Here is a 13,067-nt window from a genome sequence, read left to right on the forward strand (position 1 = left end):
AAAGTTTATGAATTTCCTGTAAAAATAACAGGAAATAAGCGATTATTTACGATTATCGTCTCCCTGGAGCATGCTCAAATAGCTGATATATCTGCTTTCAGCAATCTTGCCTGCTTCTACAGCTTCAAGTACTGCACAACCTGGCTCATGAGTATGGGTACAATTATGGTATTTGCATTCACCAAGTAAATCACGCATCTCAGGAAAATAATGGCTGACCTCCCATGATTCTATATCCGCCAAACCCAATTCTTTAATACCCGGAGTATCTATAATAAAAGTATCAGATTCTATCTCAAACATTTCTGCAAAGGTAGTAGTATGTACTCCCTTATTGGCAAAAGTAGACACTTCATTAGTCTTCAGTTTCAGATTGGGATTAACACTATTGACTAAAGACGACTTTCCTACTCCAGAATGTCCAGACAATAAACTTTTCTTATGGCGGATTGTTGCATGAAATTCATCAAGATTGATATTATCTAAGGTTGAGGTTTCAATACATTTGTAGCCTAATTCTTCATATAAAGCAATCAATTCTTTCTGGTATACTCTGGCTTCCTCTTCAAGCAAGTCTATTTTGTTAAAGATCAAAACAGTAGGTATCCTAAAACTCTCTGCTGTGACCAAAAAACGGTCAATAAATCCAAGCGAGGTTCGAGGAAATGTAAGCGTAACAATAAGAATAGCCTGGTCTATATTAGCAGCGAGAATATGGCTAAAAGCCGATTTGTGTACTGATTGACGAATTATATAGTTTTCTCTTGGTAAAATTTCAGTAATGATTCCTGTAGCAAGACCTGGCTCATACTCATATACTACTTTATCGCCCACAGCAATAGGATTATTTATCTTAATATCCTTAAGCTTTATCTTTCCCCTCAAACGGCATTTTAACAATTGATGGTCATCCGTACGAACTTCATACCATGATCCGGTTGATCGCATTACAATTCCTTCAGGCATTAGCTATTCTTTTTTGCCACAAATGTCGGGAATTCTAGTAAGGAAGTGAAATAAGTATCTGATTTTGTCAATAAGCATTTATAATGCAGTAATACTAACTTCGGGTAAAATACAATTTCAATTTCATAAATCGTATTTCTATGCAATGATAGGATAAGGCCGCAATAATAATAGCGATACTAAATACCATCCCTGTAAGAATCAAATGATGGAATAAATTATCCACTGTTGAGAAAAAATATAGAAAGACACGAATTGCTATAACAATGGCAATATTATGACACATATACAACCCAAAAGATATTTTTCCCAAATAATTGATTATAGGGTTTTCCAGACTAAATAAACGATTGGTATTAGCAGCCATATTCAGAATAAAAATAATAAACAACACAGCATAAAATTCCTGGCTTACTGGAGTCCCACGTAGTAATAAAAGAACTAGAACTGCATATGTAAATAATTGAACATTTCTTGAAAACAAAATTTTCAAAATCTCTTCTTTGTTAAAAAATAATACGTAAGCTCCAATCCCTCCAATCGCCATACAACTAATTCTCAAGTCTTTAAAAAATTTTGTAATAATAGTAGCCAGAGCATACCAATCCGGATTCGAAATATGTAGATAATGTCCCAGTGTTATCAGCCCATCTCCAAGGAAGCCATTGGAGAATATTACAATCATTACAATAATTGCACATAAAACCTCAAGGTAGTGCTGTGTTTTGCTTAGAATGATTGGCCATAGAAGATAAAACTGTTCTTCAACACCAACAGACCATGCCTGCCCGGCATAGGGTACAGTACTTGTCACTACTGAAGCTACATTAGGAAGAATAAGCAGATATAAAGTAAGCTTGAGAGAGAAATCGGTTAATAAATTATCAGATAGATGAGGGATATAAAAAAAATCGAAGCGTGGTAAAACCAGAAAAGCAAGTATAACAACCAGGTAATACAATGGCCAGATACGTAGTATACGACGCATATAAAATGACTTGATAGCTATATGGGAATGCTTCTGTTTTTCAGCCAATAAAAGATATGTAATTAAGAAACCACTTAATACAAAGAAAAGAACTACTCCTAATCCTCCTATTCTGGCAATAAATATATTCTCGGAAAAGTTTTTCATTCCAAAAAATGCCTTAAGTATTTCCATATGATGGAACAATACTAATAGGGATGCAATACAACGAATACCATTCAGATTTGGAAAAAAAACAGAAACCGGAGTAGAGACAGAATTTGAAGTATTGGCTTTTAACAACTTTTTTACCATTAGTTAACAGGCTCTAACCATTGCGAAATTCACAATAAACTACAGCTGGTATTATCAATTTGTAAGATGCAAAAAATAGAAACACACATATCAACCTGACATTCAGGAGATGTCTTCACAAACAAATATATAACTTATCTAAATGGTTTATCATACTTCAACACAGTAAATCTATTTCTTTAAGAATTTTCTCAGTTGCTCCTAATTTTTTTCGAATATACATCTGTACTCTATCACTTACCTCTTTTCGTAAGGTAGCATCTGAATACAGCTTTTCAAAAATGGGAATAAACTCAGCTGTATTTCCAACAGAAAATGCACCACCTTCTTCAATCAAATCAAATGCTTCCTGAAACTTCTTATAATTAGGTCCAAAAAAAATCGGCATTCCAAAAACAGCAGGTTCTAGTATGCTGTGAATCCCATCATAGAATCCTCCACCTATAAACGCAAAATCTCCATACTGATACAAAGAAGACAAAAGGCCAATACTATCAATTAAAAGAACATCATAGGTAGCAATAGAATTATCTACAGCTTTTGATAAACGTATAGTTTTTTTTGTAAAAGATGATTCAATGCTTTGTAAAGTTTCTTCTTTTATCTCATGTGGAGCTATTAGTATCTTAAGTGGTTTAGCATATTGATTCAGATAGGCTGTTAAAAGATCCAGATCACCCTGCCAGGCACTCCCTACAATCAGCAACGGCTGGTCTGCTTTAAATGTGGCAGCCAATGGAATATCTTTCTTCGTTTCTGCAATCTTACTTACCCGATCAATACGAGTATCACCTGCCACTGAGATATTTTGTAAATCAATATCTTTTAATAAAGCCAGCGAGCTTGTATTCTGAACAAAGATATGAGTAAAGCATGTAAGCATATTTCTAAAAAACTGGCCATACGATTTAAAAAATGCCTGATCTGGACGAAATATTGCAGAGAAAAGTATGGTTGGAACAGCTCGATTCCGCAGCTCTGTCAGATAATAATGCCAAAACTCATATTTTGCAAAGAATACGATGGTAGGTCGGACAGTTTTAATAAACTGTTTAGCATTACTGGCGGTGTCTAAGGGAAGATAAAATACCCAGTCAGCATACTCATAGTTTTTTCGTATTTCATATCCAGAGGGTGAGTAGAAGGTTAATAAAATACGATAGTGTAGATGTTTAGTTCGAAATCCTTCAATTACAGGTCGGGCTTGTTCAAACTCTCCCAGCGAAGCACAATGAAACCAGGCTATAGGATGGGTGTTTTCATCAAAAGATGCATGTAAACTTGAAAAAATGTCTTTTCGTCCCGTTACCCATTGTCTAGCCTTCTTATTCCACAAAGCAGCAATACGGATAAGTGCACCCATTAAGTAAATACCTATAGTATAGAAAACAAGCATCATAACTGAATAAGAAGTCAAATTAGCCTGCAAAAATACTATGTTATCTGAATCTTTATCTACGGAAGAAGCAAAAGCTAAAAACAGAAATATAGCTTATGGAAAAGCTTCTTCTTTTTCATCCTATGGAAAACATCAAGCATATTATATGAAACACATCTGTATACTTTTCTTATCTGTTTTGAGTATTTTTTCATTGAAAGCTCAGAATCCACAGAAAGCCTCACAATTTCTAAAAGAAGGGATTGCCTTACATGATGAAGGAAAATATGAAGAAGCCATTCAAAAATATGATGCGGCATTAACAGAAGAACCCGATAATTACACAGCTCTATATGAAAAAGCGTTTTCCTTATCCTCACTTAATCGAAGCAAAGAAGCAATAGAAATAGCTAAAAAACTGATCAAAACCTGCCAGAATGAGTCAACGCTTCAACTCACATATGTTTTGTATGGCAATACGCTTGATCAATTAGGCAAAGGAAAAGAAGCCATAAAGATCTATGATCAAGGAATTAAGAAATTCCCGGATCATTATCTGCTGTATTTTAATAAGGGAATTTCACTGGCCCAGCAAGAAAAGCAGGAAGAAGCACTAGAAAACTTTCAGAAAGCCATTGTATTAGAGCCTAATCATCCTGGTTCTCATAATATGATTGGTAGGATTCTACTAAGAGTCAATAAAGTTCCTGCCATGCTGGCTTTGATGCGAATGTTGGTTCTGGAGCCGGAAAGCAAGCGTGCGGCTCAAAACTGGCAGATATTGCAGGAAATACTAATGCCAGCGTCAACTGATAAAAAAGAAATAACCATTACAATGGGTGCACTCAAAAACTTATCCAACAATAAACCCAAAGAAGATGATTTTTTTGCTGCAGAATTTATACTAGGTACTATGGGTAGCGAAGTAAAAGTTGAAGAAAAACAACTTACAGGTCTTGAAAAACTTAATTTTCAGCTGGATACTTTTTTCTCTATGCTGGGATCTCTTCAGGATAAAAAAACAGGTTTTTACTGGCAATACTATGTCCCTTATTTTGCAGAGATGCAAAAAAAATCAATGGTCACTACATTCATGTATATCATACAAGCCAGTAATCAGAGCAAAGAGGTTCAGAGTTGGCTCAGCTCACACGGCAAAGAAATTGAAGATTTCTATGCATGGAATAAAAACTACACCTGGCCAGCTTTAAAATAAGTACTCACAGACCTTTCTATTCCCACTCTCTTTTCTGTCGCTGGGCTTTTTTATCTGCCTGGCGACGCTTTTTTTCACGACGAACTTCTTTAGATGCAGCACTTGGTTGGGTAGCTTTTCTTGGCTTTGGAGTCACAAAAGCTTTCTCCAAAAGTCTATAAAACTTTTTAATAGCAGTCTCTTTATTTTTTAGCTGACTACGGTCTGTCTGAGCAGTCACTATAATCTCATTATCATTGGTAATATGATTGGCTAGCTTTTCTTTGATTTTCAGCTTTTCCGCTTCTGTCAATAGTAAAGAGTTATCTACATTAAAACGAATCTCTACCTTAGACGCAGTTTTATTAACATTCTGTCCTCCCGGACCACTGCTCCGTACAGCAGCAAACTCAAATTCAGATGATAAATCTTTCATTAAAATTTCAATTAATCAATTTATAATTATACCACTAAAACACATTACTGGCAAAAATAAAAGTACCACCTTTTGAGTGGTACTTTTATTCAATGTCCAATACTATTATTTATTTTCTCAGGATTTTCACTTCTACACGACGGTTTACATCCCGACCATTCAATTCATGATCATTTGTAGTAATAGGTTGAGTAAATCCATAACCAACAGCAGTCAAACGCTTCTTATCTATACCTTTTTTGATTATATAATTAACTACGGCCTGAGCACGTTTCTGAGATAAAAACTTATTAACGTATGCAGTACCTAAATTATCTGTGTGACCGCCAATCTCCATAATGATTCGTGGGTTACGCTTTAAAAACTCATAAAGCTTATCCAGCGCAAAGTTACTTTCAGGGCGCAGATCTGCACTATTAAAATCAAAGTAAACTCCACCCAATACAGCTTTAGCTCCTTCTTTGATATCAATAGGGAATGCATAGGTGAGTACAGAACGTACATCGACCTGATTCAATGCCACAGAAGTTAAATCCTGATCTGTTACAAACTTATTTGTATTACCAGGACTTGGATAATTTAACACAACCAAATATGGGAAGTAATTTTTCTGAGTAATCTCAATTACATAATTTGTTTGTTTTCCTGGTATAAACCCAAAATGATATACCCCATTAGCATCTGTTTTTGTTGACAGGAAAGGCTTGTTACTACTTTCCTCTCTGATCTCCACAAGAGCTCCAGCTAGGATACCAGCATTATCTCTTACTTCGCCATTAATAAGCAGAGAATCTGTCTCTACATATTTAACACGAACAAGGTTTAAATTTTGTAGTACAATACGTTGTCCGGCAGCAGTACGAATGGTATCGGGAATATCTATCTCAAAGTTTTTTACTATTTCAGCTCCTTCGCTTTCCGCCATTGGAATCTCAACATCATCTGTTAATACTACTTCTCCATTTTGTTTTCTTACTTCTACAGTATAAGTGTGTCCGGAACGAAGTTTTAAAGAATAGTTACCATCTGTACCCGATAAAGCACTACCTTTTACACCTAGTTTTCGCTGGGAATCAAAGTTAAGAATATAATCACCTAAGGGACGTTTTGTAGTTTTAATAACAACTTGTCCTTTCACCACAACATCATCATACATTTTGACCATGTATATATCTTCCTGGCCCATAGTCCCCTGACGATTGGAGGTAATATATCCATTTTTTCCTGTGCTATCAGTCATAAAATAGATATCATCTCCAGGAGTATTTATTGGATACCCCATATTGATTGGTTTACTCCATGTACGGGTAAATGGCTCATAGGTGGTTTTATATACATCATATCCTCCCATACTGTCATGGCCTCTGGATGAGAAAAATAAAGTCAAACCATCTTCAGATAAAAATGGAGCATCTTCATCAGCATCTGTATTTACAATGTTAGGTAAACGTTCAGGTTCGCTCCATTTTGTTGTATCTTCTTCTTTGCGACGAGAAATCCATAAATCAAGATTACCGTTTTTATTATCCAGACTTGATGCAAAGTATACCACACTACCATCTTTAATAACAAATCCGTCTGGCTCAAATTTCTGTGTATTAGTAAACTTGGCAAAAGGTTTAGGTTTTGACCAAGTCCCTCCATTTAATACAGACTCATACAATGATCCAAATTTCGAGGATTTATAAACCAACATTTTCTCATCATTATCATATAGCTGAACATTGGATGTATGTGTCTTTCGTTCATTTACCTGGCCGGTTAATAAAGAGGCACCACTCCAATGACTACCTTTTCCGCTAGTAGTATATACGTTCTCCCATCCATCACCACGAGGAGTGATTTCAGAAGGATTAGCAGGGCGACGAGAGGTAAAATACAAGGTTTGTTTATCCTTAGTCAACATAGGGCTGTGCTCTGAATATTCAGAATTAACCTCAGTACCCAGATTGACAATTTGATAATCAACAGGACTGCTAAGATAAGTCTTTCCAAATTCAGCCTGAAGAATAAGCGTCTTTACAGCATCCTGACGGCTATCATTTTTTCCAATTTCATCGTTCAGATAGACACGATATGAAGCAACAGCAGAGTCAAACTGCAGATTAGCATGAAAAGCTCTTCCCAGCCAATAGTAGTAATGTTTATCCACATCAGCATCCAATTCTCTTGCTTTTCGCAAATAATCCAGAGATTCTTTATTATTAAATAGTAGCAGATTAGTTACTCCAAGCCCAAAGTATGCATCAGCATTTTCTCCATTACTTGTATTAGCTTGTTTGTAGTATTCTAAAGCTTTGTGGTAATTCTCTTTGTCAAGAGCTTTATCCCCTTTCTTAACTAGTGACTTTGCACTTTGAGCAAAGGCCTGAAAACCTAAAAAGGAAAGCAAAAAAAGCAGTGAAGTAAGTTTGAGCGAGTATTGATTTTTCATGTATAATGATATAATAAAAGATCAAAGAACAAATAAATAATTTATCCTTTTGAATTAAATTCAGTCTGATTACCAGGAAATTGAATCAAAAATTATTCTATTAAAAAATTTCTATAAATATTTTTTTTAATAATTTAATAGACTCATGCCTGTATAAAGTACAGACACTTTCTTTCAAAAAAATATATTACCGCAAAAATCACAAATTTCTTACATAAAAGAAATAAAATCATATTTTATTCTCATAAAGAGCAAATTTGTAACCGCACAAATTGTTTTTTTGTGGTGTATAGAAGAAAATCTGTTGTCTTTAGTCCTACATTTTCACTAAAATCCATATTATTTGCAGATACAACATTAGTAAAGATGCAAGTCAGACCAAAATTCAAGAAAGAGATTGTTTAGAGGAATTAAAACAAAATATAGACGCTTAGATACATAAAGTTCAAATAACGGGCTGAATAGAGACCTTATTTCTTAATAATGCACGAGCATCTCCACGAAATACGCCCTGAACAGGTGCAATCAGACTTGGGTAAGCAGAAGAAGCAAGTAGAATATGTTGATCGGCTACAACCAACCCTTCGGTAGGATCATATCCTCTCCACCCTGCTCCAGGTAAGTATACTTCAACCCATGCATGCAAATAAGATTCATCTGTACCATTACCCAGATAATATCCACTGGCAAACCGGGCCGCAATACCTAACACACGACAAACATCAATCATTAAAACTGCCAGATCACGACACGAACCTTTTTTTAAGCGTAATGTTTCATCAGAACTACGTGGAGACCCAAACTCATTAAACTCATAGACAAAATCCTGATTAATAGTCTCAGTGAGGTACATTAATAATCGTAAGGTACTTTGTTGTGATTTGCCGACACACTCCAATGCAAAGTTTTCTATTTTAGAATTCCGGTTGTCAGGCTTTAAATAAGGTTTTAACAGGGGATGGAGTTCTACAGGATAATGAAAGGGTAAATTACAGGTTTCAAAAGGATACAACACATAATCAAAAGGATTTGACCGAAATGTCTGAACTTCAAATTCAGTTTCAATTAATAAATGATCTGTCAGGTCCTGAAAACAAGCCAAATAGATAGAGTTTCCTTCAATATCATTTGAGCGGGAGAAAACAACTGGCTCCGGATTTATTTTTAGGGTAAAATTGGAAATTGTTTGATAAGGATAGGTAGGAGGATGCACACATAAGATATGAGGCTCCAGGTAAACCATCTTTGAATATGTATAGTAGGTATGGTGGTTAACTTTAAAATGCATGAGAGGAGTCAGTTCAGGAATTTTAAATCAACAAAAGAATAGACACTTAAATCAGGTGCCAGCAATTACTCTTCTTTGGGTAGTTCACATACATCAAAAACTTTATCTACCCATTGGTCTGGCAACTGGCCTATTGCATGTTTCAATAATTCGCTCCATGTTTTTGATGTTTCTTTTAACTCCTCTCTTTCAAGCCGGCAGTCCTTTATCTGAAAGCTACCTTTTTCGTATAGAATAATATCCAGAGGATAATCAACATCATTTACACTAACTTTTGTAGCATCAAAAGCAAGAAAGCCAACCATCATAGCATCTCTCATTGAAATTTCATACCTCAATTGTCTATGTAATAATGGTTTTCCATAATTAGTATTCCCAATGATTACAAATGGGGTTCCAGGGCCAACTTCCACCCAATTTCCTTCCGGATACAATAGAAAAAGTTTATGTTCGTCATCATCTTCCAATTGTCCACCCACTATAGCATGTAAATTAAAATACAATCCAGATTGATATAATGAGTCTTTATCTTCACCTGCGACACGCTTTACCTGCTCTCCAAAAGCATTCACAGCCTTATATAACCTATTAAATTTCCGATCCTGTTCTTTAATTACTTCATTAAAATAGGTTATAGCTTTATCTCGTACAGATCTGAGGCCTGAAGTCATAATGAACAAAGAATGCTTACCAAACTGATGTACTGATACTTTTTTGCCTGTAGAATATTCAGCTCCTGATGTTAGGCGAGTATCAGCAATTGCTACTAATCCAGATTCCACCTTTATACCTAAACAAAAAGTCATAAAATTCAATATTAAATCCGTCTTAGTACCAGATATTTGATACTCAAACAATTACTTGTCAAAACTACTAAAATAGAAGTGGTTATTACTATACTACTTCCTTTAAATGGGTTTAATAGCAAAAAATGTATTGAATATCTCCTCTCCTACCTCATTGTTTTTCGTCTGAAATGTATCAATAAATTCATGGAGTCCTTTATCAAAAACCTCATCAACAGAAGTAAACTCAATTTCAGAACGTAAACGACTCAGTTTCTTCTCAGCTTCATTGCTATAACGCATACTGGAAGGGGTCCCAGAAATTTCCCGTAAAGAACTTTCTGCATACAATAGAGAATGCAACACAGAACGAGGAAACAACTTATCCAAAACCAGAAACTCAACAATATTTGCGGGTGTTATCTCTTTGTATTGTTGTCGAAACATGTTGTAAGCACTGGCAGACTTTAATACAGATGACCATTGCAAAATATCTAAAGGAGAGCCTACCAGATTTGTATCTGGCAACAAAATGAAATACTTGACATCTACAAAACGGGATATTTTGTCAGCCCTTTCCAGAAAACGCCCAGCTCTCCCGAAATGCCAACCTTCACCACGTGTTACAGTAGAGTCTACAATACCAAAAAACAACTGGCTTCCCATCTTTATTTCTTTGTAGAACTCCTGCAATGCCAGCAGATCCATCTGGTGATGAGAAGCCTCCTTTACACGCAAATAGGATTTATTGATATGTTCCCACATCTCCTTTGACAATGTCTCCCGAATGGTACGGGCATTTTCCCTTGCATTATACAGGTTAGATATGATCGAATTGGGATTTCGCATATCAAATGTCATAAACCTCAACACATTATCACGTGAAGGAACATCAAAATATTCTTTAAAGAGCTTATCATCTGCCATTGTTATAACCAGAGGAGCCCACTGCTCAGATATCTCCGGTGGCAGATCAAACATCAAATGAAAATTAACATCTATAAAACGAGCATAATTTTCAGCCCGTTCAATATAACGATTGATCCAGTAGATAGAATTTGCGACTCTTGAAAGCATTGATTAGAAGTACAGTTAAAAAATGTATAGATGATAAAACAACTGTGGACGATCCATTTCAGTCCATAGTTAGTAACGAAAACTGACATAATTAGTACAAAACCCAAGTGTCTTTGCTTCCACCTCCCTGGGAGGAATTTACAACTAACGAACCTTTGCGTAATGCAACCCGTGTTAATCCACCAGGAATCACCTCAATATTTTCTCCATATAAAATATAAGGTCTCAAATCTACATGTCGACCCTCAAAATGATTTTCAACCATAGAAGGTACACGAGATAAGGATATAGTTGGCTGCGCAATATAGTTTCGTGGGTTCTGTTTGATCTTCATCCGGAACAATCGTTGCTGGGCCTTTGTTGATTTCGGTCCAATCAACATTCCATAGCCCCCAGCCTCATTGGCTTCTTTCACTACTAACTTATCAATGTTTTCTAAAACATATTGTATATCATTATCTTCCCCACAAATATATGTCTGTACATTAGGAATTATGGGATCTTCATTTAAGTAATATTTGATAATACGTGGCACATAAGCATATATTACTTTATCATCAGCCACGCCCGTCCCTGGTGCATTGGCTAATGCAACTCTACCCTTTTTATATACTTCAAATATTCCAGGTATACCCAGTAATGATTCTGGGTTAAATACATTCGGATCTAAAAAACTATCGTCAATACGACGGTAAATCACATCTACAATCTGAAAACCTTTGGTAGTACGCATTTTCACATACCCATCATGGACAACAAGATCATTGTTTTCCACTAATTCTACTCCCATCTGCTGTGCCAGGTATGAATGTTCAAAATAAGCGGAATTGTAACGTCCGGGAGTTAGTACAACTACTGTCGGAGAGGGATTATTAGAGATGTATTGCAGCATCTGCAATAATTGTGTTGGATAGTTGGATACAGGTTGTACCCGTAGTCGTTCAAAAATTTCAGGAAATGAATGCTTCGAAATTTCACGATTTTCCAACATATATGACACACCAGATGGACATCTTAAGTTGTCTTCAAGCACCATAAATGTACCATCATCTCCACGAATCAGATCAGTACCTGTGATATGGCACCATACACCTTTGGGAGGATTTATTCCTTCACATGGTTTTAAATAACCTTTACATGATTCTACCAGTTCACGAGGTACTATTCCATCTTTAAGAATCTTTTGATCATTATATACGTCATCTAAAAATAAATTCAATGCAGTAATACGTTGCTTCAACCCTCTCTCCAACCGAGCCCATTCATCAGCCCGTATCATACGAGGCACTATATCAAAAGGCATTATACGTTCAGTACCTTCTCCATTGTGGTATACATTGAAAGTAATCCCCATTTGCATCAGCGTTCTCTCAGCAGCATGCTGGCGTTGAAGCAGTTCTCCTTTTGGCAAATTTTCAATCTGTTGTTTGAAATATTCATAGTGGGGTCTTACCTTGCCATCTACTTCAAACATTTCATCGAAAAAACCTTCTGTATGGTAGTTATCAAATATAAAAGCCATATAACTGATTATTAATTAATAAGGTTAGGAATTTTTATCATTGAAAGGCAAAGTTGCCTCTTTTGCTTATTAATAAGCCATTAGATACTCTATCTGATTTCTTGTCGAATAATAATTTAAATTTTGATTTAAGTCAACTATTCGAAACAATATCCAAGTTATTAACCGAAAAATAAAATAAAGATTCTACTAAGGCCATCCAATAGCAAACAATATTTCAAAAACCAATTTAAAATTATGCCAGAACAAATAGATCTTGAAAACTATCTGACATCTTTTCGCTTTCGTTGGAAAATACAAATGCGCTGGTCAGATATGGATGAAATGAAGCATGTAAACAATGCCGTCTATCTGACTTATTTTGAAGAAGCTCGTTTACGTTATTTGCATGAAACACTCCAGATTCCCTATCGGGACGTAGATACACGTGTTATCATTGCGCGTAATACAGTAGACTACGTTCTGCCCCTTTTCTTTTTAGATGAGCCGTATTTGTATATTCGCTGTACCCATATAGGTACTAAAAGTTTTGAACTGGAACAAGTAATAGTCAATGAAAAAGATGGACAGAAAAAACTCATTGCTAAAGGTGGCACAGTTATGGTTACTTACAACTATAAACTCAATCAATCAGTGGCTATACCAGATAGCTGGCGTGAGCAATTTTTACAACATGAGAAGTACATTGAAACCAAATAATACTG

The 13,067-nt window shown here is 35.6% G+C and carries 11 protein-coding genes; 2 read left to right on the top strand and 9 right to left on the bottom strand.

The annotated features are described in order from the left end of the window. Nucleotides 1-42 precede the first annotated feature (42 nt). The 3 genes from rsgA to QNI15_RS31815 form a co-directional block, all read right to left on the bottom strand. Nucleotides 43-966 (bottom strand): ribosome small subunit-dependent GTPase A, encoded by a 924-nt coding sequence (gene rsgA / locus QNI15_RS31805; protein WP_314035782.1) that lies wholly within the window; start codon nucleotides 964-966, stop codon nucleotides 43-45. Nucleotides 967-1,060: 94 nt separating this feature from the next. Beyond that, nucleotides 1,061-2,248, bottom strand: a complete 1,188-nt coding sequence (locus QNI15_RS31810; RefSeq protein WP_314035784.1) for an acyltransferase family protein — start codon at nucleotides 2,246-2,248, stop codon at nucleotides 1,061-1,063. Nucleotides 2,249-2,405: 157 nt separating this feature from the next. After that, nucleotides 2,406-3,647, bottom strand: coding sequence for a 3-deoxy-D-manno-octulosonic acid transferase (locus QNI15_RS31815; RefSeq protein ID WP_314035786.1), 1,242 nt, complete (start codon nucleotides 3,645-3,647; stop codon nucleotides 2,406-2,408). Nucleotides 3,648-3,684: 37 nt separating this feature from the next. Here QNI15_RS31815 and QNI15_RS31820 point away from each other — a divergent pair, with 37 nt between their 5' ends. After that, nucleotides 3,685-4,842, top strand: coding sequence for a tetratricopeptide repeat protein (locus QNI15_RS31820; RefSeq protein ID WP_314003653.1), 1,158 nt, complete (start codon nucleotides 3,685-3,687; stop codon nucleotides 4,840-4,842). 16 nt (nucleotides 4,843-4,858) lie between these two features. On the opposite strand, the gene arfB is transcribed toward QNI15_RS31820, so the two are convergent. The 6 genes from arfB to QNI15_RS31850 all read right to left on the bottom strand — a co-directional run bounded on the left by arfB (nucleotide 4,859) and on the right by QNI15_RS31850 (nucleotide 12,363). Further along, nucleotides 4,859-5,257, bottom strand: coding sequence for an alternative ribosome rescue aminoacyl-tRNA hydrolase ArfB (arfB, locus tag QNI15_RS31825; protein WP_314003651.1), 399 nt, complete (start codon nucleotides 5,255-5,257; stop codon nucleotides 4,859-4,861). A 109-nt stretch (nucleotides 5,258-5,366) separates the two neighbouring features. Further along, entirely contained in the window at nucleotides 5,367-7,691 is a 2,325-nt protein-coding gene (locus QNI15_RS31830; RefSeq protein WP_314003649.1) for an OmpA family protein, read from the bottom strand. A gap of 445 nt (nucleotides 7,692-8,136) precedes the next feature. Then, nucleotides 8,137-8,979, bottom strand: a complete 843-nt coding sequence (locus QNI15_RS31835; RefSeq protein ID WP_314003647.1) for a transglutaminase family protein — start codon at nucleotides 8,977-8,979, stop codon at nucleotides 8,137-8,139. 65 nt (nucleotides 8,980-9,044) lie between these two features. Beyond that, nucleotides 9,045-9,785, bottom strand: coding sequence for a peptidase (locus QNI15_RS31840; protein ID WP_314035788.1), 741 nt, complete (start codon nucleotides 9,783-9,785; stop codon nucleotides 9,045-9,047). Nucleotides 9,786-9,887: 102 nt separating this feature from the next. Beyond that, nucleotides 9,888-10,841, bottom strand: a complete 954-nt coding sequence (locus tag QNI15_RS31845; RefSeq protein WP_314035790.1) for an alpha-E domain-containing protein — start codon at nucleotides 10,839-10,841, stop codon at nucleotides 9,888-9,890. 91 nt (nucleotides 10,842-10,932) lie between these two features. Further along, nucleotides 10,933-12,363 (bottom strand): circularly permuted type 2 ATP-grasp protein, encoded by a 1,431-nt coding sequence (locus QNI15_RS31850; RefSeq protein WP_314035792.1) that lies wholly within the window; start codon nucleotides 12,361-12,363, stop codon nucleotides 10,933-10,935. 237 nt (nucleotides 12,364-12,600) lie between these two features. Here QNI15_RS31850 and QNI15_RS31855 point away from each other — a divergent pair, with 237 nt between their 5' ends. Next, complete coding sequence (locus QNI15_RS31855) at nucleotides 12,601-13,062, top strand: acyl-CoA thioesterase (RefSeq protein ID WP_314035794.1); 462 nt, start codon at nucleotides 12,601-12,603, stop codon at nucleotides 13,060-13,062. The last annotated feature ends 5 nt before the right edge of the window (nucleotides 13,063-13,067 follow it).

Origin of the sequence: Xanthocytophaga flava (assembly GCF_030068545.1) — a bacterium.
In the GTDB taxonomy this organism is placed as follows: domain Bacteria; phylum Bacteroidota; class Bacteroidia; order Cytophagales; family 172606-1; genus Xanthocytophaga; species Xanthocytophaga flava.

Bases quoted from the DNA above. Each gene is read 5' to 3' on its own strand.
- rsgA (WP_314035782.1), bottom strand. From the start codon at position 966: ATGCCTGAAGGAATTGTAATGCGATCAACCGGATCATGGTATGAAGTT.
- QNI15_RS31810 (WP_314035784.1), bottom strand. From the start codon at position 2,248: ATGGTAAAAAAGTTGTTAAAAGCCAATACTTCAAATTCTGTCTCTACT.
- QNI15_RS31815 (WP_314035786.1), bottom strand. From the start codon at position 3,647: ATGATGCTTGTTTTCTATACTATAGGTATTTACTTAATGGGTGCACTT.
- QNI15_RS31820 (WP_314003653.1), top strand. From the start codon at position 3,685: ATGTTATCTGAATCTTTATCTACGGAAGAAGCAAAAGCTAAAAACAGA.
- arfB (WP_314003651.1), bottom strand. From the start codon at position 5,257: ATGAAAGATTTATCATCTGAATTTGAGTTTGCTGCTGTACGGAGCAGT.
- QNI15_RS31830 (WP_314003649.1), bottom strand. From the start codon at position 7,691: ATGAAAAATCAATACTCGCTCAAACTTACTTCACTGCTTTTTTTGCTT.
- QNI15_RS31835 (WP_314003647.1), bottom strand. From the start codon at position 8,979: ATGCATTTTAAAGTTAACCACCATACCTACTATACATATTCAAAGATG.
- QNI15_RS31840 (WP_314035788.1), bottom strand. From the start codon at position 9,785: ATGACTTTTTGTTTAGGTATAAAGGTGGAATCTGGATTAGTAGCAATT.
- QNI15_RS31845 (WP_314035790.1), bottom strand. From the start codon at position 10,841: ATGCTTTCAAGAGTCGCAAATTCTATCTACTGGATCAATCGTTATATT.
- QNI15_RS31850 (WP_314035792.1), bottom strand. From the start codon at position 12,363: ATGGCTTTTATATTTGATAACTACCATACAGAAGGTTTTTTCGATGAA.
- QNI15_RS31855 (WP_314035794.1), top strand. From the start codon at position 12,601: ATGCCAGAACAAATAGATCTTGAAAACTATCTGACATCTTTTCGCTTT.